Genomic DNA, 26,701 nt, shown 5'->3' with positions numbered 1-26,701 from the left:
TCAGTCGACGCGCTTCGCGCGCTCCAGCATGGCGTGCAGCAGCACGTTGCAGCCGGCTGTCAGATGGTCGGGCTGCGCGTCTTCGATCTCGTTGTGGCTGATGCCGTCCTTGCAAGGCACGAAGATCATGCCGGCCGGTGCCAGCCGCGCGGCATAGATCGCGTCGTGGCCCGCGCCCGAGACCACGTCCATGCTTGAGTAACCGAGCTTCTCGGTGGCGCGGCGCACCGCGTCCACGCAGTCGGGGTGGAAAGGGCAGGGCGGGATGTACGACACGCGCTCGATGGTCACGTCCAGCCCGGTCTCGCGGCCGGTGCGCTCGACGAACGCGAGGATCTCGCCGTGCATGCGGTCGAGCAGCTCGTCGTTCACGTTGCGCAGGTCGACCGAGAATTTCACCTGCCCCGGAATCACATTGCGGCTGTTCGGGTGCACCTGCACCATGCCGACCGTGCCGCGTCCGTACGGCTGGTAGCGCATCGCGATGGCCACCACCTCCTGCATGATCCGCGTCGCCACCTGCAGCGCGTCGCGGCGCAGGTGCATGGGCGTCGGGCCCGCATGCGCTTCCATGCCGGTCACCACGCAGTCGTACCAGGAGAGGCCCAGCACCGCCGGCACCACGCCGATCACCTTGCCCGCGTCTTCCAGCACCGGCCCCTGCTCGATGTGCGCCTCGAAGTAGGCGCCGATGGGGTGCTCGCCCGGCGTCTGGCTGCCGACGTAGCCGATGCGCTCCAGCTCTTCGCGCACCGTCTTGCCTTCGGTGTCTTTTGCGGCATAGGCGTGTTCCAGGCTGAAGGCGCCGCAGAAGACGCCCGAGCCCATCATCACCGGCACGAAGCGCGAGCCTTCCTCGTTGGTCCAGAACGCGACCTCGATGGGGGCTTCGGTGCGGATGCCCTGGTCGTTCAGCGTGCGCACCACTTCCAGCGCCGACAGCACGCCGTAGTTGCCGTCGAACTTGCCGCCGGTGGGCTGCGTGTCGATGTGGCTGCCCGACACGATGGGCGGCAGCGCGGGGTGGGTGCCTTCGCGGCGCATGAAGACGTTGCCGATCTTGTCGACCGTGATGCTCAGGCCGGCTTCCTTGCCCCACGAGACCACGAGGTCGCGGCCCTGCTTGTCGAGGTCGGTGAGCGCCAGCCGCTTGACGCCGCCCTTGGGCGTGGCGCCGATGCGCGCCAGCTCCATCAGCGAGTTCCACAGGCGCTCGCCGTTGATCGTCAGCACCTGTGTGTCCACTGCTGCATTCATGTATGACTCCTTGGGGATTCAGCGCGCCACGGCCGTGGGCGCGTGCTGCTGCTTGAAGCGTTCCAGCGCGGTGAACATCGGCGCGAAGGGCGGGCGCTTGAGGTAGCGGCCGGTGCCCGGTTCGGCGCGCAGGTCGCCGTCGCGGTAGACCCAGCGGCCCGCGCTGACGGTGTGGCGCGGCAGGCCCGTGACTTCGCGGCCCTCGAAGATGTTGAAGTCGCTCTTCGAGTGCTGCGTCTTCACCGACAGCGTCTTGGTGGCCTTCGGGTCCCACACCACGAGGTCGGCGTCGGCACCGGGCTGGATGACGCCCTTGCGCGGGTACAGGTTGAACAGCTGCGCCGCGTTGGTGGAGGTGATGCGCACGAACTCCGACGGCGTGAGACGGCCGGCGTTGACGCCCGCATCCCACAGCACGGCCATGCGCTCCTCGACGCCACCGCAGCCGTTGGGGATCTTCGTGAAGTCGTTGCGGCCGGCGGCCTTCTGCTCGGCGCAGAAGGTGCAATGGTCGGTCGCCGTGGTGTGCAGGTTGCCGCCCTGCAGGCCGCGCCACAGCATGGCCTGGTTCTCGCGCGAGCGGAAGGGCGGGCTCATCACGTGGGCGGCGGCGCGCGCAAAGTCGGGGTCGCGGTAGGCGCTCTCGTCGACCACCAGGTGGCCGGCCAGCACTTCGCCGTACACACGCTGGCCGCGCGCGCGGGCACGGGTGATGGCGTCGAGCGCTTCGCCGCACGACACGTGCACCACGTAGATCGGCACGCCCAGCACGTCGGCGATGGCAATGGCGCGGTTGGCGGCTTCGGCCTCGACCATCGGCGGGCGCGACAGCGGATGGCCTTCGGGCCCGCGAATGCCCTGCGCCAGCAACTGTTGCTGCAGCATCGCGACCAGCTCGCCGTTTTCCGCGTGCACCGTGGGCATGGCGCCGAGCTCGAGCGAGCGCTGGAAGCTCTTCACCAGGATCTCGTCGTCGGCCATGATCGCGTTCTTGTAGGCCATGAAGTGCTTGAAGCTGTTCACGCCGTGCTCCTGCACCAGCGTGCCCATGTCCTTGTGCACGCTGTCGTTCCACCAGGTCACGGCCACGTGAAAGCTGTAGTCGCCAGCGGATTTTTCGGCCCAGCCGCGCCACATGCGAAAGGCGTCCATCAGCGACTGCTGCGGGTCGGGAATCACGAAGTCGATGATGCTGGTGGTGCCACCGGCCAGGCCGGCCGCCGTGCCGCTGAAGAAGTCATCGGCCGCCACGGTGCCCATGAAGGGCAGCTGCATGTGGGTGTGCGGGTCGATGCCGCCGGGCATCACGTAGGCGCCGCCGGCATCGACGACTTCGGTACCGGGCGGCACCTGCAGGTCGGTGCCGACCTGGAGGATCTTGTCCCCCTGGCAGAGCACGTCGGCACGGTGCTCGGCATCGGCGTTGACCACCGTGCCACCGCGAATGAGAACGGTCATGGCGTGGGTTCCTTTGCGTTGTTTCAGCTGGGGTTCTTGAGGGGTGGAGTCATGCCCTGAAGCTGTGGCGCACGCGCCTTCATCAGACCCATATAGACCACAGCTGACAGCACCACGCCGACGAACCAGGCGTAGGTGTAGATCGTCTTGAAGAACTCGGGCATCGTCGGCACAGCCGACGGAAAGGCCGCGTTCAGGAAGCCCGGAATGTTCGGCAGCACGCCGACGACGAAGGCGATGACGGCCGCCATGTTCCAGCCGTTGCCGTAGCTGTACGCGCCGTTTTCGCGGTAGAGCGCGTCGACGTCCAGCTCCTTGCGGCGGATGAGGTAATAGTCGGCAATCAGGATGCCGGCCACGGGACCGAGCAGCGCCGAGTAGCCGATGAGCCAGGTGAAGATGTAGCCCTGTGTGGTCTCCAGCACCTTCCACGGCATCATCACGATGGCGATGCCGGCGGTGATGTAGCCGCCCGTGCGGTACGAAATCTTCTTCGGGTTGAGGGCCGAGAAGTCGTATGCCGGGCCCACGAGGTTGGCCGCCAGGTTCACGCTCACCGTGTCGATCAGCAGGACGATGAGCGCGATGAGCACCGCGGCGCCGGTCATGCGGCTGGCCAGGTCCACCGGGTCCCACAGCGCCTTGCCGTAGATGACCACCGTGGCCGAGGTGACCATTACGGCCATCATCGCGAGCAGGCCCATGGGCGCGGGCAGGCCGATCACCTGGCCCACCACCTGGTCGCGCTGCGAACGAGAGAAGCGCGTGAAGTCGGGGATGTTCAGCGCCAGCGTGGCCCAGAAGCCCACCATGGCCGTGAGCGACGGCCAGAACACGGCCCAGAACATGCCGGCCTTCTTGCCGCCCGCTTCGAACTGCGAAGGCTGGTCGAAGATCGGGCCGAGGCCGCCCGCGCGCTGCACGGCCCAGTAGAGCAGGGCAATGCACACGATGATCTTGAGCGGCGCGGTGTAGGTTTCGAGACGGCGGATCGACTCGATGCCGTGCACCACGAAGTACAGCTGGATCGCCCAGAAGACCAGGAAGCACACGAGCTGTGCGCCGTTGATGCCGAGCATCGGCAGCTTGTCGCCGCCCAGTTGCTGGCCCATGAGAACGCCGACCAGCGTGTAGATCATCTGGCCGCCGAACCAGGTCTGGATGCCGTACCAGCCGCAGGCCACGATGGCGCGCAGCAATGCCGGCAACCGCGCGCCGCGCGTGCCGAACGAAGCGCGCGCCATCACCGCATACGGAATGCCGTACTTCGCGCCCGCATGCCCGATGAGCAGCATCGGCACAAGCACGATGGCGTTGCCGAGGAACACGGTCAGCACCGCCTGCCCCCACGACATGCCGCCTTCGATGAGGCTGGCGGCCAGCATGTAGGCGGGGATGCACATCACCATGCCCACCCAGAGCGCGGCGAAGTGGTACCAGCGCCACGTTCGCTGTGCCAGCGTGGTGGGCGCGAGGTCTTCGTTCCAGAGGTTGGCTGTGGGGCTGCCGCTTTGCGATGAGGTGTTCATGGTGTTTGTTCCTGCATGGGGCTGGGCTGGGAAGGGGACTCACGCGGCGCAGGCACGATCCGTGCCGACCCGGCGGATCAGTGCGGGCTGGCTTCGGCGACGCGCAACGGGTTGTTGGGGTGCGTGGTCCAGTTGGCGTAGTGACCGGCGACGGGGTGGCCGGTGCGCGCATCGGTTTCGCCGGCCTTCAGCGTGCGCATCGACAGCGCGCCGGGCACCGGGCAGATCGACACGCACAGGTTGCAGCCGACGCACTCTTCTTCCTTCACCTCGAAGAAGCGCATGCCGTCTTTCGTCGCGCTGATGGCCTGGTGCGAGGTGTCTTCGCACACCACGTGGCAGCGGCCGCACTGGATGCACAGGTCCTGGTGGATCACCGCCTTGTCGACGTGGTTCAGGTTGAGCTGCTGCCAGTCGGTGATGCTGCCGACCGCGCGGCCGCGCATCTGTTCGAGGTTGGCGTAGCCCTTCTGGTCCATGAAGTTGGAGAGGCCGTCGCACAGGTCCTGCACGATCTTGAAGCCATAGACCATGGCGGCAGTGCACACCTGCACCGAGCCGCTGCCCAGCGCGATGAACTCGGCCGCGTCGCGCCAGGTCGAGACGCCGCCGATGCCCGAGATGGGCAGGCCGGCGGTCTGCGGATCGCGCGCGATTTCGGCCACCATGTGCAGCGCGATCGGCTTGGCGCCGGGGCCGCAGTAGCCGCCGTGCGAGCCCTTGCCGTCGGTGTGCGGGAACATCGCCATCGCATCGAGGTCGACGCCCATGATCGAGTTGATGGTGTTGATGAGGCTCACCGCATCGGCGCCGCCCTTCTTGGCGGCGCGTGCGGCGGGGCGGATGTCGGCCACATTGGGCGTGAGCTTCACGATCACCGGCAGCTTCGAGTAGTGCTTGCACCACTCGGCCACCATCTGGATGTATTCGGGCACCTGGCCCACGGCCGCGCCCATGCCGCGTTCGCTCATGCCGTGCGGGCAGCCGAAGTTCAACTCGATGCCGTCGCAGCCCGTGTCTTCGACCATCGGCAGGATGTTCTTCCAGGCTTCTTCGGTGCACGGCACCATGATTGATGCCACCAGCGCGCGGTCGGGCCAGTTGCGCTTCACGCGCGTCATCTCGTCGAGGTTGGTGCGCAGCGGCCGGTCGGAGATCAGCTCGATGTTGTTGAAGCCCGTCACGCGGCGGTCGGCCGCATACGACACGGCATAGCGCGGGCCGTGCACGTTGACCACGTTCGGGTCTTCGCCCACGGTCTTCCAGACCACGCCGCCCCAGCCGGCCTCGAAGGCGCGCACCACGTTGATCTCTTTATCGGTCGGCGGCGCCGAGGCCAGCCAGAAAGGGTTGGGGCTGCGGATGCCCACGAAGTCGATGCTCAGGTCTGCCATGTGAATTGCTCCTGTCGCGCCGCGGCGCGCACGGATGAGAGGTGAGAAAGGAAGAGAGGGCGCTGTCGCGTCAGGCGGCGCGCAGGTGGCGGTCGATGGACAGCGCGGCCTGCTTGCCGTCTTCCACCGCCTCGACCGTGAGGTCGCGCCCGCCGAAGCGCGCGTCGCCGCCGGCCCAGACCTTGGGGCGCGAGCTGCGGCATTCGGCATCGGTGTCGATGCGCCCGCCTTGCAGCCGCACACCGCTGTCTTCCAGCACGGTCGCGACAAAGCTCTGGCCGATGGCGCACAGCACCATGTCGGCCTGCAGCGCGAGGGCCTCGCCGGTCTCGACCAGCTTGCCGTCGACCAGCGCGGTACGCGCGAAGTCGATGCCGCGCAGCACGCCGCCCTTGGCGCGCAGGGCCTTGGGTGCGGCCCAGTGGATGATGCGCACGCCGTTCTCCTTGGCCCAGCTCTGCTCGTCGATCGAGGCGCCCATGGCCTCGGCGCCGCGCCGGTAGACGATGCTCACGTCTTCCGCGCCGAGCTTGCGCGACTGCACGGCCGCATCCACCGCGGTCATGCCGCCGCCGATCACCACCACGTGGCGGCCGATCGCCACGTCGGCCGGCGAGGCGGCCTGGCGCAGCTCGGCGATGAAGTCCACCGCGTCGCGCACGCCGGTCTGCTCGCCCAGGCCCAGCGCGTTCACGCCGGCCAGGCCGAGGCCCAGGAACACTGCGTCGTAGTCGGTGGCGAGCGCGTCCAGGTGCAGCTCGCGGCCCAGCGCCTGGTTGTTGCGCACCTCGATGCCGCCGACCGACAGCAGCCATTCGATCTCGCGCTGCGCGAAGCCGTCCACTGTCTTGTAGCTGGCCAGGCCGTACTCGTTCAGGCCGCCGAGCTTGGGGCGCGCGTCGAACAGCGTCACCTGGTGGCCCAGCACCGCGAGGCGGTGCGCGCAGGCCAGGCCGGCCGGGCCCGCACCGACGACGGCAATGCGCTTGCCGGTATCGGCCGCGCGCACGAACAGCGGTGCGCCGGGCGCGTCGAAGAAGGCATCGGTCGCGTGGCGCTGCAGCAGGCCGATCTCGACCGGCTTGCTCTCGTTGCTGTTGCGCACGCAGGCCTGCTCGCACAGCACTTCGGTGGGGCAGACGCGGGCGCACATGCCGCCCAGCGGGTTCTCTTCGAGGATGGTGCGCGCCGCGCCGCGCAGGTTGCCGTCGGCAATGCGGCGGATGAAGGTCGGGATGTCGATGCCCGTGGGGCAGGCCGTCTGGCAGGGCGCGTCGAAGCAGTAGTAGCAGCGCTCGGCCTCGATGTTGGCTTGCACCACGTTCAGCGGCGGGTGGGCGTCGCAGAAGTTCTTGGCGTACTGCGCGGGGTCGAGACGGCCGGCGCGCACATCGGAGGCAATGTGCGCGCTGGGCGCGACGGGATTCATCGTGCTGCTCATGGGCTTTCAAGCTCCAGGTCGTGGTGGGGTAACCGTGTGCGACATGAGAGATCGAGCTCTCATGAAGTTTGACCAAGTGGTCGAATGTCGCGATGATTCAGCAAACGAGGGGTGCCGCCCATACACAGTTGGCGCGGCGCACAAGAAAGTGTTTGCCGCTGCCGACCATGCTGTTTGGTGCACTCCCCAGCACAGTTGCCAAGGGCAAACCCTGTCCAGACAGGCCGCATGCGTTTCTCAAGGAGACCCGGTGATGCAGAGTTCAAGCAACGCGTCGGCGCTGCGCCAGACGGCGCCGGCCGGTGCCGGTTGGATGCAGGGCCTGATGGGCGACATGGACGAAGCCGCGCCCGGCCTCGGCCTGGCGCAGCGCCTCGTGGTGGGCGTCGAGCTGCGCGTCATCGACGGGCGTCTGGCACCCGGCACCAAGATGCCTTCGGTGCGCGCGCTGGCCGGCAAGCTGGGCATCAGCACCTTCACGGTCACCGAGTCGTACAGCGCCTTGCGCGCGCGCTCGGTGCTGGCCTCGCGACCGGGGAGCGGCTACTACGTGCTGCACCGGCCCGCGCCTGCGCCGGACGCTGCGGCACCGCCCGCGGCCGAGGCGCACGCGGACCCCGACAGGCCGCCACCGGCCGAGTACCGTGGCGACGAACTGGTGCGCGAGGCCATGCGCCGCGTGGCCCGGGCGACCCCCGAATGGGACGACGGCGCCAGGCCCGGGCTCGGACTGGTGCGACTGCGCGAGCGCATCGCCGCACGCCATCGCGCCGAGCTGCCCGCACTCGGTCCGCAGCAGGTGATGACCGCCGCCGGCAGCCTCGGCGCCGCGATGTGCCTGCTGCAGGCGTGGACCGCGCCCGGCGATGCGGTGCTGATCGAGTCGCCCGCGTCGCGCCAGCTGCGGCGGCTGATTCACACGCTGGGCCGGGGCACGCTGGAAGTGCCGCGGCGTGGCGGCTGCCTCGACATTGCCGCACTCGACGAGCAGGCCGCCTTGCTGCCTGCGGAGGGCAGGCGCCGGCTGCTGTTCGTGTCGACGGCCGTGTCCAATCCGCTGGGCGTGTGCATGACGCCGCAAGGCGCGCACCAGGCGCTGCAAGCCGCCGAGCGGCACGACCTGCGCGTCATCGAGCTGGATGCGTGGCGCGGGCTCTCGCCGCTGCAGGCGCCCAGCCTGGCGGCCATGGACGGCCTGCAGCGCGTGGCGCAGGTCGGCAGCGTCTCGGCCACGTTGTCGGCCCGGCTGCGGCTCGCGCATGTGCTGTTGCCGCAGCGCTGGACCGACGACCCCGCGCTGCGCTGCCTGCACACCACGCTCGGGCCGAGCGAGTTCGAGGAGCGCGTGGCCTGCGAAGTGCTGGCCGATGCCGGCCACGCGCGCTTCCTGCAGCGGCTCAACACGTCCTTGAAGATCGCCGGCGAGCGCACCCTGTCGCTGTTGACCGGGGCGGGCCTGCAGGCGCTGTGCGTGCCCGATGGCGGCCCTTTCCTCTGCGCCGGCTGGCCGGCCGGCAGCGAGCCGCGGCCGTCGAGCGATGCGGTGTTGCTGGAGGCGCGCAAGCAGGGCCTGCCGCTCACCGCCGCCGCGGACTTCTGCACCACGCCGCAGCCCTTCGCGTGGTTCCGGTTCAACGTCACGCAGTGCGGCGACGAGCGACTGGTGCGCTTCCTGGCGCGGATCAAGAACCCATGAGTGCTGCGCAGCGCCGTTCCAGGCAAGCGCGCAGCGCGGAGGTCATTCGATGAGCATTGCGCCACGTCCCCCCGCGGTGAAGCGCCAGGCGCGCCGCCAGAACCTGGAGAGCGCGATCCTCGCCGTCGCGCAGGAGTGCTTTGCGCTGCACGGCTATGGCGGCGTGTCGGTCGACGACATCGCAGCCGATGCGGGCGTTTCCAAGCAGAGCCTGCTGTATTACTTTCCCTCGAAGAAGGCGCTGTACCGGCGTGTTTTCAACGACGTGCTGGATTCGTGGCTGTCGAACCTGAACAGCCTCGCCGATGCAGACCTCGATCCGCACGCGGCGCTGGAGCGCTACGTCACGCAGAAGCTCAAGTTCTCCTACGACCACCCTTCGGGTTCGCGGCTGTTCGCGCAGGAAATCATCTCGCAGGCACCGCAGTGCGCTGACGATATCCAGGCCAAGCTGGTGCCCGCCTTTCGGGCCGAGGCGGCCGTGCTGCAACGCTGGATGGCGGGCGGCGACATCGATCCGCTGCCGGTGCCGCACCTGCTCTTCACGCTGTGGGCCATGACCCAGACTTATGCCGACTTCGCCTGGCAGATGCGGATGCTGCTCGGCAAGCAGGCGCTGGAGCCGGAAGATTTCGACCAGGCGCGCGAGACGATCATGCGGATGCTGGAAGGGGCGCTGAGCTTGTCGCGGCCCGCGACATCGGCGGTGGTGGCGAGCCCGCCGTGGAACGGCTGAGCGCTGCTTCCACAGGAAACAAGGGCGTTCAATGCGCCGCGTCGGCCGGCGCTTCCCACGCAAAGCCCACGCCATACACCGACCGTATCCAGTCGTGCGCGGGCGTCACCGCGCCGAGCTTGCGGCGCAGGTTCTTCACGTGGCTGTCGATGGCGCGCTCGGTCACGTCCACGGTGTCGTCGTAGGCCAGCTCCAGCAGCCGGGCGCGCGAGAAGATGCGGCCCGGGTGTCGCGACAGCACCTGCAGCAGCCCGAACTCGCGGCGCGTGAGGTTCAGCGGCGTGCCGTCGAGCGAGGCGCGCCAGTGCACGTCGTCGAGCACGAGGCCCGGTGTGTCGTCCGAAGTAGTCGGCTGTCCCGGCACGGAAGCGGGCGCGGTGCGGCGCAGCACGGCGCGCACGCGCGCCACCAGCTCGCGCGGCGAGAAAGGCTTGCACACGTAGTCGTCGGCACCCAGCTCCAGGCCGAGCAGGCGGTCGACCTCTTCGATACGCGCGGTGAGCATGATGATCGGATGGGCCGTGTGCTCGCGCGCGCGGCGCAGCACCTCGATGCCATCCAGGCGCGGCAGCATGATGTCGAGCAGCGTCAGGTCGGGCGGTGCGGCGACGATGCGTTCGAGCGCGCTCTGACCGTCGGCGAAGTGTTCGGTGTCGTAGCCGGCGTGGCGCAGGTAGTCCTGCACCACGGAGGCGATGTCGAGTTCGTCCTCAACGATCACGATGCGTGTCATGCGGAGGCCGCCAGGGGAAGGGTGATGGTCATGCGCAGGCCGCCCAGCGGCGAGGGCGCCGCCTCGATGCTGCCGCCGTGCGCCTCGAGGGTCGCGCGGCAGATCGACAGGCCCAGCCCCGAGCCGCCGAGCGCGCGGCTGCGCGAGGTCTCGCCGCGGAACAGGCGGTCGAAGAGCCGCGGAATTTCGTCGTCGGGCACGCCCGGTGCGCTGTCGTCGAACACCAGCGTGAGGCAGTTGCCCGTCCATGCGCCCTCGACGGTCGCATCGATGCGCAGTATGCCGCCGGCATCGGTGTAGGCCAGCGTGTTCTCGAGCAGGTTCATGAAGACCTGGTGCAGCCGGTGCGCATCGCCGTCGATCACCGGCTGGGCCGAGGCGGCGATGCGGTCGATGGCGTCGCGATCGACCGCGATGCCGCGCTGCGCGAAGCGGTCGCGCGTGTGGTCGAGCGCCTCCTTCAGCAGCGACAGCGGATACACCGGCGCCTTCAGCAGGTCGCTCTGGGGCTCGCGCATGCTGCTGCGCAGGTCGTCGACCAGCTGGCCGAGACGGATCACCTGCCGGTGCATGCGCAGCGCGGTGCGTTCGTCGAAGGTGCGCACGCCGTCTTGCAGTGCTTCGATCTCCGCGCGCATCGCCGCCAGCGGCGTGCGCAGCTCGTGCGCCGCGTCGGCCAGCCAGGCACGGCGCGAGGCTTCGACGGTGTCCAGGCGCTGCGCCATGTCGTTGAAGGTCTTGCCCAGCAGCGCGAGTTCGTCCGATCCGTGGACCGCGACGCGCGTCGAGAGCCGCCCGCGCGCCACGTCTTGCGCGGCCTGCGTGAGCGCGTCGATCGGCTTGAACCAGCGGCGCGCCAGCAGCCACGACAGCACGAGCGCGAAGGCCAGGCCGCACAAGCCCGTGAGCGCGATCACGCCCGATTGCTGCGCGAGAAAGGCGCGGTCGGCCTCGCTTTCGAGGCCCTGCACGGGGGCCAGGGCGAGGTAGCCCACGACGGTACGCCCGCGCCGGATGGGCAGGCGCGCGGCGGTGGCCAGGTCGAGGGTGGCGCCGACCACCCATGCACCTTGCGCGTCGAGCAGGGCCAGGCGGCGGTAGATCGAATCGGGCGGGCCGGACAGGCCGGGAAAGAAGCCCGGCGGCGGCATCGCGAAGCGCCGGGGCAGCAGGTCGAGCTGTGGTGGCGGGGGCGGCGGCGAGGCGGTGTTCGAGAGGCCACTGGAGGACTCGGCCTGCTGCGCGTTGTCGCCTGACGTGCGGCGCTCGTACCAGGGAGGCAGGCGCCGGTCGTCGGGCGTGGTGGCGCCGTCGATCACCAGCGCCAGCTGGCCCATCTGCAGGCGGTGCCAGGCTTCGTCGTTGTCGCGCAGCTTCTTCCAGTCGCCGTTGGCGGTGTAGTGCTTCAGCAGGAGCTGAGAGAGCCAGTCCATGCGGCGGATCTCGATCTCGGCCACGTAGGCGCCCAGGCCCCGCTGCAGCGCGACGATCGAAAAGCCCACGAAGCTGAGCAGCAGCACGATCAGCAGGGCGGCCAGCGCCAGGAAGATCTTGCGGGAGAGTGTCAGGCGCGGCATGGGCTCGGCGGCGGAGGCATGGCCGCATTCTGCGGCATGCGTTTCGGGGGCGGGGACGTCATAGGCAAGCCGTCGATCATGGCTGCGGATTGGGGAGGAATCTGGGAGAGGCGCCTTCCCGCCGCTCTCCCACATTTCTCCCGATTCGGATCGCACGATGCGGGCCATGACACCGGACACGCACCGCTCCCGCCCGCCCCTTGCCTTCCACGCGCTGGCCGCCGCCGCGCTCGCCTGGGCCCCGTCGGGGCACGCGGCGCCCGCGGCGACACCACCGGCCGACACCGGCGTCGACCTGCTGCTGTTCCTGCTGGCGGCGCTGTTCTGGGTTGTCGCGCATGTGTGGACGCTGCTCGTGGTCTGGGCCGAAGCGAGGGCCTCGGGCGTGCGAGCACCTGCCAAGAAGGAGGCTGCCCATGGCCGATGAAGCGATCGGACGCCGGGGCCTGCTGGCCGTGATCGGTGCGGCCGCCGCTGGCCCGGCCGTGGTGCGCGAGGAAGGCCGGTACTGTGTCGCGCCACGCACGCTCGAAGGCATCGCCCGCATCCGCGCGCTCGTGCCGCCGCGCACCGAAGGCTGAGCGGTGCTGCGCATGCCGCTCCCGTCCTTCGCGCCCGGTCCCCGGTGGGTGACGCCGCGCGCCGCGATGCGCGCGCTGGCGCACACCTGCGCGGGCTGCCTGGCCTTCTGCAGCTTGGCGCTGGGCATCAGCGTCGCGGCACGCGGCGCCTGCGCGGAAGCCCGGCAGGCCGAGGTGCGCAACTCGCGCCTGGCGACGCTGGCGCCGATCCTGCAAAGCCGCCGTGAAAGCCGCACGCCGCGCGGCCACGGCCCCTGCAAGACCCGGTCCGCCCTCAGCCCGGCCGCTCCGCGAAGCTGAACCCCACGCCGTAGACCGAGCGAATCCAGCCGTGCGAGGGCGACACGGCCGCGAGCTTGCGGCGCAGGTTCTTGATGTGTCCGTCGACCGCGCGCTCGTTCACGTCGAGCGCCTCGGGGAACGCCGCTTCGAGCAGCTTCGAGCGCGTGAACACCCGGCCCGGTTCCCGCGAGAGCGCGCGCAGCAACAGCAGCTCGCGGCGCGTGAGCGCCAGCGCCCGCCCCTCCAGCCATGCATCGCCCCTCGCGCTGTCGAAGGCCACGGAAGGCGAGGGCATGCCCACGTGCAAGTCGCGCTGCGCGTGTCGGCGCAGCACCGTGTGCACGCGCGCCACCACCTCGCGCGGCGAGAAGGGCTTGCAGACATAGTCGTCGGCGCCCAGGTCGAGCCCGCGCAACCGGTCGGCCTCGTGCGCGCGCGCCGTCAGCACGATGATCGGGTGGTCGCTGCGCGAGCGCACCTGCTCGATCACCTGCAGCCCGTCGATGCGCGGCAGCACCACGTCGAGCAGGGTGAGCGCCAGCGGCGAGTGAGGCGCATGCAGGATGCGGTCGAGCGCGGCGGCGCCGTCGCCGAGCTGCTCGACCTCGTGGCCCGCGCGGTGCAGCAGGTCCAGCAGCACCGACGCGATGTCGCGTCCGTGTTCCACCAGCAGGATGCGGCTCATGGTCTTGCGGGTCGGTTCAGAAGGACGTGCCGATCTGGAACTGGAAGCGCTGTGTGCGGTCGGCGGCGATGCCATTGGCCGTGTCCTCCTTCTGGTAGACGATCGGCACCGCATACGCCAGGCGCAGCGGGCCCAACGGCGAGATCCAGCTGATGCCCAGGCCGGCCGAGGCGCGCAGGCGGTTCTGCGCCTTCCACTGCGCGTCGGTCATGCTGGCCGTGCGTTCGGCGAACACGTTGCCCGCATCGAAGAAGGTGTACAGGCGCAGCGACTTGTCGTTGCCCGCGCCGGGGAAGGGCGTGGTCAGCTCCATGTTGAAGATCGCCTTGCGCGTGCCGCCCAGCGAACCGCCGGTGACCGCGTCGGTCGGGCCCAGCGAGTTCTGCTCGAAGCCGCGGATCGAGCCGAGCCCGCCCGCGTAGAAGTTCTTGAAGACCGGGAAGCTGCTGCCGCCCAGCGCCTTCGCGTAGCCGAGCTGGCCGTTGAAGGCCAGCGTGTACTGCTTGGACAGCGGCATGTACTGCTGGTACTGGTAGTTGGTCTTCAGGTAGCGCAACTCGCTGCCCACGCCCAGCTCGAGGTTGGCGCTCTGCAGGCGCCCGCGCGTGGGCACCAGGGCGCTGTCGCGGTCGTCGCGCGACCAGCCCACCGTCGCGGGGATGCCCACCACGTTCTTGCCCGCGCACACCACGCTCGGCGCGGTGCCGGTGCACTGGAAGTAGTCGAGGTAGGCCTGCGGCGTGGCCGTGTAGACATACGAGCCGTTGACCAGCGTGTACGAACCGTTGGTGCCGGGCGTGAACGCATAGCGCTCCACGCCGATGCCCAGGTACACCGTGTCCAGCTCGTTCACCGGCAGCCCGAAGCGCACCGAGCCGCCGTCGCTCGCGAGCTTGTAGTTGCCGTCGGCCTCGTAGTAGGGCCGCGTGGTGGTGTGGAAGAGGTTGAAGGTGCGCGAGATGCCGCCCGTCGTGAAGTACGGGTCGGTGGCCGTAAGCGACACCGAGCGGTTGTACGAGCCGGTGTTGACCTGCAGCCCGAGGTAATTGCCCGAGCCGAACACGTTCTCCTGTGTGATGCCGAAGCTCAGCGAGATCTTGTCGGTCGACGAGTAGCCCGCGCCCAGCTGCAGCGCGCCCGTGGGCTTCTCGGCCACGGTGACGTTCAGGTCGACCTGGTCGTTGCTGCCCGGCACTTCGGTGGTCTCGACGTTCACCTCGGTGAAGAAGCCCAGGCGGTCGACGCGGTCGCGCGAGAGCCTGATCTTCGTGCCGTCGTACCAGGCGCCTTCGTACTGGCGGAACTCGCGGCGGATCACTTCGTCGCGCGTGCGCGCATTGCCGCCGATGTTCAGCCGCCGCACATAGGCGCGCCGCCCGGGCTCGGCGTTCAGCACCATCACCACGCGGCGCTGGGCGCGGTCGATCTCGGGCTCGGCCTTCACGCGCGCGAAGGCGTAGCCGAAGGTGCCGAAGTGGTCGGCGAAGGCCTTGGTGGTGGCCACCACGTCTTCGCCGTTGTAGGGCGCGCCGGGGCGCACGGTGACGAGCGACTTGAACTCGTCCTCGCGCCCCAGGTAGTTGCCTGCCAGCTTCACGCCGGCCACGGCGAACTTCTCGCCCTCGCTGATGTTCACCGTGAGTTCGAGCGTCTGCCGGTCGGGCGAGATCGCGACCTGCGTGGACTCGATGCGGAACTCGAGGTAGCCACGCGTCAGGTAGAACGAGCGCAGCGTTTCCAGGTCGGCGTCGAACTTGGCGCGCGCGTACTTGTTCGACTTCGTGTACCAGGCCAGCCAGCCGCCGCTGTCCTGGTCGAACAGGTCGAGCAGTGTGCGTTCGTCAAAAGCTTGCTGTCCGACCACGCGCACCCGCGTGATGCGCGCCGGCTCGCCCTCGGTCACGCTGAACGTGAGGTTGACGCGGTTGCGCTCCAGCGGGGTGACGGTGGTGACCACCTGCGCGTTGTAGAGGCTGCGGCCGATGTACTGGCGCTTGAGTTCCTGCTCCGCGCGGTCGGCCAGTGCCTTGTCGTAGGGCCGGCCTTCGGCCAACCCGATGTCGCGCAGCGCCTTCTGCAGTGCGGTCTTGTCGAATTCCTTGGTGCCGGCGAAGTTGACATCGGCCACGGTGGGGCGCTCTTCGACGATGACGACGAGCACACGGCCGTTGACGTCGATGCGCACGTCCTTGAAGAGCCCGAGGTCGAACAGCGCGCGAATGGCCGCGCTGCCGCGGTCGTTGCTGTAGGTGTCGCCGGCCTTCAGGCCGAGGGTCGCGAACACCGTGCCGGCTTCGACACGCTGCAGGCCTTCGAGGCGGATGTCCTGCACGGTGAACGGGTCGGCGGCCTGTGCCGGGCAGGCCGCCATCGCGAGGCACAACGCAGCAAGGGCGGCGAGAGACTTGGGAGGAATCATCATCACCGCATGGTCTTCACCAATGTCGGAGGAATGTGGGACGCCCTCCCACCCGCAGGGCCGGGTGGCAAGCAGTCGCTATTGCAACCCCATCGCGTTCACCGTCGGCCACGACACCGCAGGCCGTTCGATGCGTTCGCGGCAGTTCTGCGCATGCGTCTCCAGCGACAGATCGCCCTGGATCTCGAGCAGTCGCCGCACCGTGCGATCGACCGCGTGCGCGTCGAGCAGCGGATACGTTCGCGCCGTTCGCCCGTTGTTGCGCACCAGCCGCGCGATGTACGGCAGGTCTTGCTGCGTGATCACGGCGGCGGGCATCACGCCTTCGAGTTCCACACCTTCGCAAGGCAGCAGCACGAAGTACTGCAGCCGCAGGTCGTCCGGCAGCAGGCTGCGCAGCTGCGTCGTCTTGCGCCCGCCTTGCCAGGCCGGGTCTTTCACCTCACGCGCCCGCGTGCAGCCATGCAGTCGAAGAAACCAGCGCGGCGGCGCCTCGTCGGACTTCTTGCGATAGACAAACGCATTGCGCCACGCCTTGATCTCGAACAGGTAGACGCCCGTCTCGCACACGATCACCGCGTCGATGCGCGCGGTGGGAACGGCGCAACCGGAAGGCATCGGGATGATGAGGTTGCGAAGAATGCGCAGGTGGGAAAAGGCGGGGCTGAATGCGGTGGCGAGCTGCTGCACACCGAGCGACGCGGCGACCGCGCTTTGCTGCAAAACAATGGTCATGTCGGACTCCTTCGGAGCGGTGAGCATTGCTGGGCTTTTGGGAGACTTCTGGTATGTGCTGCGTTGGCTTCGATGAATACGCACCCGGCAGGCGGTGCGGCGCGGGCGGCCCCACTGTGCCGGCCCTTCGGGCTGCCCTGCGGTGCTCGCGTTTCGGCGGCACAGAGGGGCCGACCGCACCGCACCGCCCACCGGGCGCTTGTGGGGGCGTGAGCGCAAAACAACATACGGTCGCGATCGCGCTTCGTCCACCAGATTCCTCCAATTTTGAACAGGACCATCCGGTCAGCGGCTCGATGAAGAGCAGCTGCAAACCCCGGAGAAACCTGAATGAAGAAATCCCTCACGGCACTCGCCGCGCTGGCCGTCACCGGCCTGGCCTCTGCCCAATCGTCGGTCACCCTGTTCGGCGTCGTCGATGCCGGCGTGAGCTACCAGAGCGCCACGTCGCGCAACCCCGTCACCGGCACCACCAGCAAGCAAAGCCAATGGAGCCTGGCCAACTCGGGCTACAACTCCAGCCGCATCGGCTTTCGCGGCACGGAAGACCTGGGCGGCGGGCTGGCCGCGAGCTTCTGGCTCGAAGCGCCGATCAGCAACGACGACGGCGCGAACGGCATCGCCAACTTCAACCGCCGGTCCACCGTCAGCCTGTCGGGCGGCTTCGGCGAAGTGCGGCTGGGCCGCGACTACACGGCCACGTTCTGGAACGACACGGTGTTCGACCCGTTCGGCACCAACGGCTCGGGCTCGAGCTTGATCAACACGGTGAGCGGCAGCACCGCGCTGGGCAACACGAACTACGTGCGCGCCAGCAACATGGTCGGCTACTTTTTGCCGCCGAACTTCGGCGGCTTCTACGGCCAGCTGCAGTACAGCCTGAACGAGAACACGAAGACCAGCGCCACCGACACCACGGCCGCCACCAGCAGCAGTGCCGGCCGCTATGTCGGCGGGCGTTTCGGCTATGCGAACGGGCCGCTGGACATCGCACTGGCGGTGGGCCAGAACGTCGCGGCCGACACCATCACGCTCACGCGCAAGGTGCAGACCATCAACCTCGGTGCGTCATACGACTTCGGTCCGATCAAGCTCTTTGGCGAGCTGTCGAACGTGAAGAACAAGTTCGACCTCGCGGCGCTGAGCGACCGCCATGACAGCTACAACGGCTACCTGATCGGCGCGAGCATGCCGGTGGGCGCGGGCCTGATCCGCGCGTCGTACTCGACCGTGCGCTACAACGAAGGCGCGGTCGGCGTGACAGGTGACGATCCGCGTGCGAACAAGCTCGCGATCGGCTACGTGCACAACCTGTCGAAGCGCACCGCGCTGTACGCCACCGTGGCGCGCGTGAGCAACCGCAACGATGCGAACTACACGGGCAGCCTCACGGCCGCGAGCACCACGGGCTACGGCAGCACAGGCGTGGGCTACACGGGCCTGCCGCGTTCGTCGACCGGCTACGACTTCGGCATCCGCCACGCGTTCTGATCGGCCCCGTTCGCGTGAGGCGGCGCTGCCGGCGCACGCGAACGGTCCGTGCCGTCGAACATGCAATGCATCGATTCACATGATCCGAATTCACCACCTCGCAGGCGTGCTGGCAGCGCTCGGCCTGTCGGGCTGCATCGTGCTGCCGCCGCCTCTCTTTCCACCCGGGCCACCGCCGGGGTTTCGCGGCGAGGGGCCGCCGCCCCCGCCACGGTGCGGAGGACCTGCCGGCTGTGCGCGGCCAGCCTTTCCCGAAACGCGCTGAGGGACTGTCGACCATGTACGGCAGCCAGCTCGGCCTGATCATTGCCACGGTCATCGGCCTCGGCTTGGTCGGCGTGCTCGCGCTGATGGGCGCACTGTTTTTCGCCAATGCTCGCGCGGCTGCGCATGCCCGTGGCCTCGCCCAGCAGGCCCGCACCGAGCTGCATCAGCAACTGGCGGACAGCCGTGTGCAGGACCTGCGGCCATTGCTCGGCGCTGAATCTGGCGATGCAACAGCGCTGCGCCTCGATGTAGACCTGCCTGCAGAGGCAGTGCCGGTCTTCGGCATCCCGTCGGAGCTGCGCGAGCTGCTGGCCAAGGTGGCCGCGCATGCCGCGCGCGTGATGGCGGCGGGGGCGACGCTGCAGGTGCGCGCGCGCATCGAAGGCACGCAGGCGGTCATTCACTGGCGCGATCTCAACGCAGAGGGCGAACGCCCACCGTTGGCGCGCTTCTTCGATGCGCTCGACACCGCCTCGCTGGCCAGTGCGCGCATCTGCGAACGCATCGCGGGGCGCCACGGCGGGCGCATCTACTCGGCGCCGGACGACGGCGGCGTGCTTGGCCTGACGCTGCGCCTGCCGCTCTACGCGCCAGTGGCCGCCGGATCAGTCGACTGAGGTGCGCGTCGGCCCTGACGCGGGCGGCGGTGCCGATACGCCCGAGAATTCGAGGGCTTCGAGCGCCTCGTATTCCACCGCCAGGAAGTCCACCAGCTTGCGCACCGACGGCAGCAGGCCGCGGCGCGACGGGAACACCGCGTGCACGATGCCGCTGCGTGGCGCCCATTGCGGCAGTGCGTCGACGAGGCGGCCGGCCTGCAGGTCGTCGCGCACCATCATGGTCGGCATCTTGGCCACGCCCACGCCTTGCAGGGCGGCATGCCGCAGCGCGGCCATGTCGTCGGTCACCAGACGCGGCTGGTGGCGCACCTCGGCGCTCGCGCCGTCGGGGCCTTCGAGCGACCAGGTGTGGTGCGGCTGGGCCGGGCCGAGGTCGAGGCTGGGCAGCAGGCCGATGTCGGCGGGGCTGGCCGGTGCCGTGAGGCCTTCGAGCAGCCGCGGGTGGGCCACCAGCCGCTGCGTGCTGTGGCCCAGCACCTTCATCACCAGGTCGGTGTCTTCGAGCGGCGGAAAGCGCACGCGCAGCGCGAGGTCGAAGCCCTCGCGGATCACGTCGACGCGGCGGTTGGTGCTTTCGAGCTGCACGGTCACGCGCGGGCACTCGGTCATGAAGCGGGCGAGCATTTCGGCCACCTGGTAGTACACCAGCGCCGGCGGGCAGGACAGCCGCACCAGCCCCTGCGGCTGGGCCTGCAGGCGGTCGATGGCCTCCTGCGCGGCGTCGGCCTCGACCAGCATGGCGACGCAGTGCTCGTAGTACTGGCGGCCGATGTCGGTGACGCTGAAACGGCGCGTGGAACGCTGGATGAGGCGCACGCCCAGCCGCTCTTCGAGCAGCGCGATGCGCCGGCTCAGGCTCGACTTGGGCACGCTCAGGGCGCGGCCGGCCGGGGCAAAACCGCCGTGGTCGACCACCTGGGCGTAGTAGTAGAGATCGTTCAGGTCGCGCATGGCTGGGGGGCCTCCGTGCCGTTGATCGTTCGTCAAATGGAACGATGAGGGCGAATTCTGGCATCTACTCAAAGCATCGTTGCGGCCCCATCCTTGATGCATGGCTTTCCCGCACCGGGCGAGCCGCCAGATGGAAAGGAAAGACCCCATGAAGAAGATCCTCGGCACCTACAGCGCCCCGCGCCCGCACTGGGTCGGCGACGGCTTTCCTGTGCGCTCGCTGTTCAGCTACGACACGCTGGGCCGCCACGCCGGCCCCTTTTTGCTGCTGGACTACGCCGGTCCGGCCCAGTTCACGCCGACCGCACGGCCGCGCGGCGTGGGCCAGCACCCGCACCGCGGCTTCGAGACCGTGACCATCGTCTACAAGGGCGAGGTGTCGCACCGCGACTCGACCGGGCAGGGCGGCACCATCGGCCCCGGCGACGTGCAATGGATGACCGCCGGCGCGGGCATCCTGCACGAGGAGTTCCATTCCGAAGCGTTCACGCGCGACGGCGGCGAGCTCGAGATGGTGCAGCTGTGGGTCAACCTCCCCGCCAAGGACAAGATGGCCACGCCCGGCTACCAGGCCATCGTCGATGCGCAGATTCCGTCGGTGCCGCTGCCTGAAGGCGCGGGCAGCGTGCGCGTGATTGCGGGCGGCTACCTCGGCAACAAGGGACCGGCCCGCACCTTCACGCCCATCGACGTGTGGGACCTGCGGCTGAACCAGGGCGCGCAGGTGACGCTGCCGGTGCCCGAAGGCCATGCCGCCGCCATCGTGGTGCTGCGCGGCACGGTGCAGGTGAACGGCGAGACGGTCGTGCGCGACGCGCAGATGGTGCTGCTCGACCGCGCGGGCGATGCGCTCACGATCGATGCGAACAACGACGCGGTGGTGCTGCTGCTGAGCGGCGAGCCGATCGACGAACCCATCGTCGGGCACGGCCCGTTCGTGATGAACACGCGCGACGAGATCGTGCAGGCGATGAAGGACTTCGGCAGCGGGAAGTTCGGGCAGATGCCGGAAGCGGTCGCGCACTGAGCGCGACGCCAGGTTCGCCGCCGCCTTGATTGAAAGATCAGGCGGCGGTGAGCATGCCGCGTTCCTCGATGAAGGCCACCACCTCGGCGACGCCTGTGTGCGTCTTGAGGTTGGTCATCACATAGGGGCGCTGGCGGCGCATGCGCTGGGTGTCCTGTTCCATCACATCGAGGTTCGCGCCGACGTAGGGCGCGAGGTCGGTCTTGTTGATGACGAACAGGTCGCTCTTGGTGATGCCGGGACCGCCCTTGCGCGGGATCTTTTCGCCGGCCGCCACGTCGATCACGTAGATGGTGAGGTCCGACAGCTCGGGGCTGAAGGTGGCCGCGAGGTTGTCGCCGCCCGATTCGACGAACACGATGTCGGCGTCGGGAAAGTCTTCGAGCATGCGGTCGATGGCCTCGAGGTTGATCGAGGCGTCTTCGCGGATTGCCGTGTGCGGGCAGCCGCCGGTTTCCACGCCCATGATGCGCTCGGCCGGCAGCGCGCCGGCCACCGTGAGCAGGCGCTGGTCTTCCTTGGTGTAGATGTCGTTGGTGATGGCGACGAGGTCGTACTTGTCGCGCATCGCCTTGCAGAGCATTTCGAGCAGCGTGGTCTTGCCCGAGCCGACGGGGCCGCCGATGCCCACGCGCAGCGGCGGGAGCTTCTTGGTGCGGTTCGGGATGTGGTGCAGGGCGGAGGTCATGGGCGGAAAAGTCCGGTTCGGTCAGCTTCGGAAGAGGCGGGAATATTGTGTTTCATGGCGGGCCGACAACACGGCCAGCAGGGGCGCGAAGGCCTGGCGCTCGTCGTCGCTCAGGGTCATCGCACGGTCGACGGCCGCAGGAATTTCGTTCGCGAGCCGCGCCAGGATGCGCTGGCCCGCGCTCTGGCCGAGCGGCACGGCCTTGACGGCGGCGGCGACCATGTTCTCGGCCCAGCCGAAGGCGAAGGCCAGGCAGCCGTCTTGCACGGTCGCTTCGGTGCGGCTGGCCGCGAACGCGAAGGCCACGGGGTAGGTCGCGGGCAGGCCGGCGAAGATCTCAGCCGTGTCGGCATGGTGCAGCTTCAGCCACTCGACGAAGGAGCGGCCCATCTGCTCGGTCTGCAGGAAGAACTCGGCGGATTCGCGGGTGTGCAGCACCCAGTCGTTGAGGGTGCGGATGCGCTGTGCGTCTCCTGCGCGCCAGGCGGCGATGGCCTGGGCTGCCAATGCAAGGTCGCCGCGGGCGAAGCTCAGGTGCAGCTGGTCGGAGAGCCACTCGGTGGCACTGGCCTCGGAATTGATGCCGGCCCATTCGACCGCGGCTTCGATGCCTTCGGAGTACGAGAAGCCGCCGACCGGCAGGGCGGGGGAGGCGAGCCAGATGAGCTGGAGGAGGCTGTGGGGGGTTGGCATTTGTTTACTGGCGTGCGCCGCTGTTCGGGGCGTGTGCGCAGGCCACCGGGTACTTCCCTCCGCGAATGTCCCCCGGGCTTCGCCCTCCTCCTTGATTTCGCTGCGGGAAGCACCCAGTGTCCTGCGCACGGGAAGGGCGGTGGGTCATTTCAATGCGAGTGGCCGTGATCGTCGTCGAGCAGTTCGGGGGCGAGCACGAGTGGCTTCGGGCCGCTCTTGCCGTGGGAATGTCCGTGGTCATGGTCATGGTCATGGCCGTGGTCGTGACTGTGGCCGCCGTGCGAGTGCCCTTGCGATCCGTACGCGCCGCCTTCGGGCTCGAAGGCTTCCTCGACCGCGACGACGATCAGGTGCATCGAGCGCAGCATGTCGGCCAGCACGTGGTCGGGTTCGATCTTCAGGTGATCGGGCTTGAGCTCGATCGGCACATGCCGGTTGCCCAGGTGGTAGGCGGCGCGCGTCAGGTCGAAGGGCGTGCCGTGGGCCGTGCAGTGCGTGATGCGCAGCACCGGCTGCGGCGCCGCGATCACACGCACGAGTGAGCCGTCTTCCGCGACCAGCACGTCGCCGCCGCGCACCGCGGTGCCGCGCGGCAGGAAGATGCCGATCTGCCGGCCCTGCGAGTCGGTGGCGTCGAAACGGCTTTTCTGGCGCACGTCCCAGTCGAGTTCGACGGTGGCGGCACGCTTGAGCAGCACGGGCGCGAGGCCGCGGCCCTGGGGCATGAGTTTGTTGGCGGTGAGCATGGCGGGTTGCGACTCCAAGTTTGACCGGCTAATATAACGTTTGTTATAACTTTTGTTCTTCGGAGCGAAATCATGTCCGCTATCAAAGTCACTCAGATCGGCAATTCGGTTGGCGTCATCCTGCCCAAGGAATTGCTGTCGAGCATGAATGTGGGCAAGGGCGACACGCTTTACGTCACGAAGGCCTCGAACGGCGGCTTCAACATCACGCCGTACGACGAAGCATTCGAGCAGCAAATGGAAGCGGCGCGACGCGTCATGAAGAAGCGCCGCAACGTCCTGCGTGAGCTCGCCAAATGACGGCCGCCAACCAGCCTTGGGTGTGGCTCAGTGCCAAACTCATGGCGTTGGTGCACGAGGAACAACTCGCCGAACACGGCGGGCCCGCGGGAATTCGCGACGAAGGCATGCTCGCTTCTGCGATGGGTCGGCCTCAGCATCGGGCGCTGTACGAATCCCCCGATGCCGCGGCGCTGGCCGCCTGCTACGCGTTTGGCATCGCGCGCAACCATCCCTTCGTGGATGGCAACAAGCGGACGGCATTCGTGGCGATGGAGGTGTTTCTCGACCTCAATGGATTCGAGTTCACTGCGTCGGACGAGGATTGCGTGCTCAAAGTGCTTGCACTCGCGGCCGGTGAGGTCGAGGAGGAAACTTTCGCTCAATGGATTCGCGATCACGTGGTGCCGCAACAGGCCTGACATTCAGAACAGGAAGTACCGCTGCGCCATCGGCAGCACCTTGGCCGGCTCGCAGGTCAGCAGGTGGCCGTCGGCGCGCACCGCGTAGGTCTGCGCGTCGATCTCCATCTTCGGCGTGTAGCCGTTGTGGATCAGGTCCTGCTTGCGCACGTTGCGGATGTTCTTTACCGCGCTGAGGTGCTTGCTCAGGCCGTAGCGTTCCTTTATGCCCGCGGCCAGTCCGGCCTGCGAGACGAAGGTCAGCGAGCTCTTGGCCAGCGAGCCGCCGTAGGCGCCGAACATCGGCCGGAAGTGCACCGGCTGCGGCGTGGGAATCGACGCGCTGGGGTCGCCCATCGCGGCCATCGCGATGGTGCCGCCCTTGATGATGGTGAAGGGCTTCACGCCGAAGAAGGCCGGCTTCCAGACCACGAGGTCGGCCCACTTGCCGACTTCGATCGAACCGACTTCGTGCGCAATGCCGTGCGCGAGGGCCGGGTTGATCGTGTACTTGGCGACGTAGCGCCGCACGCGGAAGTTGTCGTTGCGTTCGCTGTCTTCGGGCAGCGCGCCGCGCTGCTGCTTCATCTTGTGCGCGGTCTGCCAGGTGCGGATCACCACCTCGCCGACACGGCCCATGGCCTGGCTGTCGGAGCTGAACATGCTGATCGCGCCCAGGTCGTGCAGCACGTCTTCGGCGGCGATGGTTTCCTTGCGGATGCGCGATTCGGCAAAGGCCAGGTCTTCGGCGATGCCGGCATCGAGGTGGTGGCACACCATGAGCATGTCGACGTGCTCGTCGAGCGTGTTCACGGTGTAGGGCATCGTCGGGTTGGTCGACGAGGGCAGAAAGTTGGCCTCGCCCACCACGCGCAGGATGTCGGGCGCATGGCCGCCACCCGCGCCCTCGGTGTGGAAGGCGCAGATGGCGCGCCCGCCCACGGCGGCAATGGTGTTCTCGACAAAGCCCGATTCGTTGAGCGTGTCGCTGTGGATCGCCACCTGCGTGTCGGTGGCGTCGGCCACGTCCAGGCAGTTGCTGATGGCCGCGGGCGTGGTGCCCCAGTCTTCATGCAGCTTCAAGCCCATGACGCCGGCCTCGATCTGCTCGTGCAGCGCGTCGGGCAGGCTGGCGTTGCCCTTGCCGAGGAAGCCCAGGTTCATCGGGAACGCATCGGCCGCCTGCAGCATGCGTTCGATGTGCCAGGGGCCGGGTGTGGCGGTGGTCGCGAAGGTGCCGGTGGCCGGGCCGGTGCCGCCGCCGAGCATGGTCGTCACGCCCGAGGCCAGCGCCTCCTCGATCTGCTGCGGACAGATGAAGTGGATGTGGCTGTCGATGCCGCCCGCGGTGACGATGGTGCCTTCGCAGCTGATGATCTCGGTGCCCGGGCCGATGACGATGTCCACGCCCGGTTGCACGTCGGGGTTGCCGGCCTTGCCGATGGCGGCGATGCGGCCATCTTTCAGGCCGATGTCGGCTTTGACGATGCCCCAGTGGTCGAGGATGAGGGCGTTGGTCATGACCGTGTCGACGGCGCCCTGGGCGCGCGTGCGCTGCGACTGCGCCATGCCGTCGCGGATCGTCTTGCCGCCGCCGAACTTCACCTCTTCGCCGTAGCCGCCGGCACGCAGCGTGTAGTCGGCTTCCACTTCGATCAGCAGGTCGGTGTCCGCGAGACGGACCCGGTCGCCCACGGTGGGGCCGAAGATTTCTGCGTAGGCGCGTCGCCCGATGGTGGCCATGTTTTAGAGCTTTCCTTGAACCAGGCCGCGAAAGCCGTAGACGATGCGATCGCCGGAAAAATCGACCAGCGCGACCGTGCGCTGCTGGCCTGGCTCGAAGCGCACCGCGGCGCCCGAGGCGATGTTCAGCCGCATGCCGCGCGCGGCAGCGCGGTCGAAGTCGAGCGCGCCGTTGGTTTCGGCAAAGTGGTAGTGCGAGCCGACCTGAATCGGCCGGTCGGCCGTGTTGCGCACGACCAGCGTGAGGGCGCGGCGGCCGGGGTTGAGCGTGTGCTCGCCGTCGTCGATGAGGAGTTCGCCGGGCGTCATGGCCGCCTCAGACCGCCTGGGCCAGCAGCGTGGCGCCGAGGGCAACGACGGCGGCACCGGCCACGCGCGGCAGCCACGCGTTGGCATGGCGCAGTGCCCAGCCCAGCGCAATGCCGGCCGCGTGCAGCAGCAGCGTGGCGCTGACCATGCCGGCCAGCGTGAGGGCGGCGCCGTGCTCGCCCGCCAGCTCGTGGCCGTGCGCCACGCCGTGGAAGACGGCGAACAGGCCCGCGACGGCCATGGCGACGTCGGCCGGCAGGTGCACGCGCGTGGCGACCAGGAGGCCCAGCACCAGCAGCGACGCGGCGATCATCGGCTCGACGGCCGGGAGCTGCACGCCGGCCAGCCCGGCCAGCGCACCCGCGAGCAGCATGCCCGCGAAGGCCAATGGCGCCCACAGCAGGTCGGGCCAGGCGCGGCGCGCGACCAGCGCGCTCCACAGGCCGACCGCGACCATCGCCGCGAGGTGGTCGGCGCCGGTCAGCGGGTGCATGAAGCCGGTCACGAAGCCGTGGTGCACGCCGCCGTCGACGCCGGTGTGGGCGCTGGCGGCCAGCGGCAGCAGGAGGGTGACGAGCAAGGCGGAGGTCTTTGCGAAGCGCATGGCGGGATCTTTCTCTTCTTGTGGCGGAGGTTCTTCAGACGATCGGCTGGTGGACGGTCACGAGCTTGGTGCCGTCGGGAAAGCTGGCTTCGACCTGGATGTCGGGAATCATGTCGGCGATGCCGTCCATCACGTCGGCGCGGGTGAGCACGCTGCGGCCCTCGCTCATCAGCTCGGCAACGCTCTTGCCGTCGCGGGCGCCTTCCATCACGGCGGCGGTGATCAGCGCGATGGCTTCGGGGTAGTTGAGCTTGAGCCCGCGCGCCTTGCGGCGTTCGGCCAGCAGGGCGGCCGTGAAGATCAGCAGCTTGTCTTTTTCGCGCGGGGTCAGTTCCATGGCGGCGGCTTCGTCGGGTGGC

At 68.6% G+C, this 26,701-nt stretch carries 28 protein-coding genes; 10 read left to right on the top strand and 18 right to left on the bottom strand.

Annotated elements, in window-relative coordinates; genetic code table 11:
• From IG196_RS24370 to IG196_RS24350, 5 genes are all read right to left on the bottom strand, one after another.
• On the bottom strand, positions 1-1,257 hold the full coding sequence (locus IG196_RS24370; RefSeq protein WP_192193366.1) for a Zn-dependent hydrolase: 1,257 nt from the start codon (positions 1,255-1,257) through the stop codon (positions 1-3).
• 18 nt (positions 1,258-1,275) lie between these two features.
• Positions 1,276-2,715 (bottom strand): dihydropyrimidinase, encoded by a 1,440-nt coding sequence (gene hydA / locus IG196_RS24365; RefSeq protein ID WP_192193365.1) that lies wholly within the window; start codon positions 2,713-2,715, stop codon positions 1,276-1,278.
• 23 nt (positions 2,716-2,738) lie between these two features.
• A complete protein-coding gene (locus tag IG196_RS24360) occupies positions 2,739-4,244 on the bottom strand; it encodes an NCS1 family nucleobase:cation symporter-1 (RefSeq protein ID WP_192193364.1) in 1,506 nt (501 codons plus the stop codon).
• Between the two features lie 77 nt (positions 4,245-4,321).
• Entirely contained in the window at positions 4,322-5,638 is a 1,317-nt protein-coding gene (gene preA, locus IG196_RS24355; protein WP_192193363.1) for an NAD-dependent dihydropyrimidine dehydrogenase subunit PreA, read from the bottom strand.
• Positions 5,639-5,708: 70 nt separating this feature from the next.
• Positions 5,709-7,079, bottom strand: a complete 1,371-nt coding sequence (locus IG196_RS24350; protein ID WP_412556355.1) for an NAD(P)-dependent oxidoreductase — start codon at positions 7,077-7,079, stop codon at positions 5,709-5,711.
• Positions 7,080-7,332: 253 nt separating this feature from the next.
• Here IG196_RS24350 and IG196_RS24345 point away from each other — a divergent pair, with 253 nt between their 5' ends.
• Positions 7,333-8,775 (top strand): PLP-dependent aminotransferase family protein, encoded by a 1,443-nt coding sequence (locus IG196_RS24345; RefSeq protein WP_192193362.1) that lies wholly within the window; start codon positions 7,333-7,335, stop codon positions 8,773-8,775.
• Between the two features lie 49 nt (positions 8,776-8,824).
• Positions 8,825-9,511, top strand: coding sequence for a TetR family transcriptional regulator C-terminal domain-containing protein (locus tag IG196_RS24340; protein WP_192193361.1), 687 nt, complete (start codon positions 8,825-8,827; stop codon positions 9,509-9,511).
• Positions 9,512-9,539: 28 nt separating this feature from the next.
• Here the strand turns inward: IG196_RS24340 and IG196_RS24335 are convergent, their stop codons facing one another.
• Together IG196_RS24335 and IG196_RS24330 are read right to left on the bottom strand one after the other, a co-directional pair.
• Positions 9,540-10,244, bottom strand: coding sequence for a response regulator (locus tag IG196_RS24335; protein ID WP_192193360.1), 705 nt, complete (start codon positions 10,242-10,244; stop codon positions 9,540-9,542).
• Positions 10,241-11,821, bottom strand: coding sequence for an ATP-binding protein (locus IG196_RS24330; protein ID WP_192193359.1), 1,581 nt, complete (start codon positions 11,819-11,821; stop codon positions 10,241-10,243). Before IG196_RS24330 ends, IG196_RS24335 begins: the two co-directional genes overlap by 4 nt.
• A 166-nt stretch (positions 11,822-11,987) precedes the next feature.
• Between IG196_RS24330 and IG196_RS24325 the strand changes: the two genes are divergently transcribed.
• Genes IG196_RS24325 through IG196_RS24315 form a run of 3 tightly spaced genes read left to right on the top strand, consistent with a single transcriptional unit; the run spans position 11,988 to position 12,702 of the window.
• Complete coding sequence (locus IG196_RS24325; RefSeq protein ID WP_225616775.1) at positions 11,988-12,248, top strand: hypothetical protein; 261 nt, start codon at positions 11,988-11,990, stop codon at positions 12,246-12,248.
• On the top strand, positions 12,238-12,402 hold the full coding sequence (locus IG196_RS24320; protein WP_192193357.1) for a hypothetical protein: 165 nt from the start codon (positions 12,238-12,240) through the stop codon (positions 12,400-12,402). Before IG196_RS24325 ends, IG196_RS24320 begins: the two co-directional genes overlap by 11 nt.
• Positions 12,403-12,414: 12 nt before the next feature.
• A complete protein-coding gene (locus IG196_RS24315) occupies positions 12,415-12,702 on the top strand; it encodes a hypothetical protein (protein WP_192193356.1) in 288 nt (95 codons plus the stop codon).
• Here IG196_RS24315 and IG196_RS24310 read toward each other — a convergent pair.
• From IG196_RS24310 to IG196_RS24300, 3 genes are all read right to left on the bottom strand, one after another.
• A complete protein-coding gene (locus tag IG196_RS24310) occupies positions 12,677-13,369 on the bottom strand; it encodes a response regulator (RefSeq protein ID WP_192193355.1) in 693 nt (230 codons plus the stop codon). The two genes, IG196_RS24315 and IG196_RS24310, sit on opposite strands and share 26 nt — an antisense overlap.
• 16 nt (positions 13,370-13,385) lie before the next feature.
• Entirely contained in the window at positions 13,386-15,791 is a 2,406-nt protein-coding gene (bamA, locus tag IG196_RS24305) for an outer membrane protein assembly factor BamA (RefSeq protein ID WP_412556354.1), read from the bottom strand.
• A gap of 75 nt (positions 15,792-15,866) precedes the next feature.
• Positions 15,867-16,523 carry a nuclease-related domain-containing protein gene (locus tag IG196_RS24300; protein WP_192193354.1) on the bottom strand — a complete coding sequence of 219 codons (657 nt, stop codon included), beginning with the start codon at positions 16,521-16,523 and terminating at the stop codon, positions 15,867-15,869.
• A gap of 330 nt (positions 16,524-16,853) precedes the next feature.
• On the opposite strand from IG196_RS24300, the gene IG196_RS24295 reads away from it, so the two are divergent.
• Both IG196_RS24295 and IG196_RS24290 read left to right on the top strand, forming a co-directional pair.
• The gene (locus tag IG196_RS24295) at positions 16,854-18,014 is read left to right on the top strand and encodes a porin (protein ID WP_192193353.1); all 1,161 of its coding nucleotides are present in this window, start codon (positions 16,854-16,856) and stop codon (positions 18,012-18,014) included.
• A 278-nt stretch (positions 18,015-18,292) separates the two neighbouring features.
• A complete protein-coding gene (locus IG196_RS24290; protein ID WP_192193352.1) occupies positions 18,293-18,898 on the top strand; it encodes an ATP-binding protein in 606 nt (201 codons plus the stop codon).
• On the opposite strand, the gene IG196_RS24285 is transcribed toward IG196_RS24290, so the two are convergent.
• On the bottom strand, positions 18,887-19,852 hold the full coding sequence (locus tag IG196_RS24285; RefSeq protein WP_192193351.1) for a LysR family transcriptional regulator: 966 nt from the start codon (positions 19,850-19,852) through the stop codon (positions 18,887-18,889). The genes IG196_RS24290 and IG196_RS24285 overlap by 12 nt on opposite strands.
• A 148-nt stretch (positions 19,853-20,000) precedes the next feature.
• On the opposite strand from IG196_RS24285, the gene IG196_RS24280 reads away from it, so the two are divergent.
• Entirely contained in the window at positions 20,001-20,879 is an 879-nt protein-coding gene (locus IG196_RS24280) for a pirin family protein (RefSeq protein WP_192193350.1), read from the top strand.
• Positions 20,880-20,916: 37 nt separating this feature from the next.
• Here the strand turns inward: IG196_RS24280 and ureG are convergent, their stop codons facing one another.
• The 3 genes from ureG to ureE form a co-directional block, all read right to left on the bottom strand.
• The gene (gene ureG, locus IG196_RS24275) at positions 20,917-21,567 is read right to left on the bottom strand and encodes an urease accessory protein UreG (RefSeq protein ID WP_101488952.1); all 651 of its coding nucleotides are present in this window, start codon (positions 21,565-21,567) and stop codon (positions 20,917-20,919) included.
• A gap of 21 nt (positions 21,568-21,588) precedes the next feature.
• Positions 21,589-22,260: an urease accessory protein UreF gene (locus IG196_RS24270; protein ID WP_192193349.1), complete on the bottom strand. Its 672-nt coding sequence runs from the start codon at positions 22,258-22,260 to the stop codon at positions 21,589-21,591.
• A gap of 149 nt (positions 22,261-22,409) precedes the next feature.
• Entirely contained in the window at positions 22,410-23,006 is a 597-nt protein-coding gene (ureE, locus tag IG196_RS24265; protein WP_192193348.1) for an urease accessory protein UreE, read from the bottom strand.
• Between the two features lie 72 nt (positions 23,007-23,078).
• On the opposite strand from ureE, the gene IG196_RS24260 reads away from it, so the two are divergent.
• Both IG196_RS24260 and IG196_RS24255 read left to right on the top strand, forming a co-directional pair.
• The gene (locus IG196_RS24260; RefSeq protein WP_153280319.1) at positions 23,079-23,306 is read left to right on the top strand and encodes an AbrB/MazE/SpoVT family DNA-binding domain-containing protein; all 228 of its coding nucleotides are present in this window, start codon (positions 23,079-23,081) and stop codon (positions 23,304-23,306) included.
• Positions 23,303-23,707, top strand: coding sequence for a type II toxin-antitoxin system death-on-curing family toxin (locus IG196_RS24255; protein WP_192193347.1), 405 nt, complete (start codon positions 23,303-23,305; stop codon positions 23,705-23,707). Before IG196_RS24260 ends, IG196_RS24255 begins: the two co-directional genes overlap by 4 nt.
• A gap of 3 nt (positions 23,708-23,710) precedes the next feature.
• On the opposite strand, the gene ureC is transcribed toward IG196_RS24255, so the two are convergent.
• Genes ureC through IG196_RS24235 form a run of 4 tightly spaced genes read right to left on the bottom strand, consistent with a single transcriptional unit; the run spans position 23,711 to position 26,679 of the window.
• Positions 23,711-25,429 (bottom strand): urease subunit alpha, encoded by a 1,719-nt coding sequence (ureC, locus tag IG196_RS24250; protein ID WP_192193346.1) that lies wholly within the window; start codon positions 25,427-25,429, stop codon positions 23,711-23,713.
• Between the two features lie 3 nt (positions 25,430-25,432).
• Positions 25,433-25,738, bottom strand: coding sequence for an urease subunit beta (locus IG196_RS24245; protein WP_192193345.1), 306 nt, complete (start codon positions 25,736-25,738; stop codon positions 25,433-25,435).
• Positions 25,739-25,745: 7 nt separating this feature from the next.
• Positions 25,746-26,342 carry a HupE/UreJ family protein gene (locus IG196_RS24240; protein WP_192193344.1) on the bottom strand — a complete coding sequence of 199 codons (597 nt, stop codon included), beginning with the start codon at positions 26,340-26,342 and terminating at the stop codon, positions 25,746-25,748.
• 34 nt (positions 26,343-26,376) lie between these two features.
• Entirely contained in the window at positions 26,377-26,679 is a 303-nt protein-coding gene (locus IG196_RS24235) for an urease subunit gamma (RefSeq protein WP_101488960.1), read from the bottom strand.
• Positions 26,680-26,701 lie beyond the last annotated feature (22 nt).

The sequence above is a fragment of the Variovorax sp. 38R genome (assembly GCF_014843395.1).
In the GTDB taxonomy this organism is placed as follows: Bacteria; Pseudomonadota; Gammaproteobacteria; order Burkholderiales; family Burkholderiaceae_C; genus Variovorax; species Variovorax paradoxus_H.
This window is presented reverse-complemented; position numbering and strand designations above follow the sequence as displayed.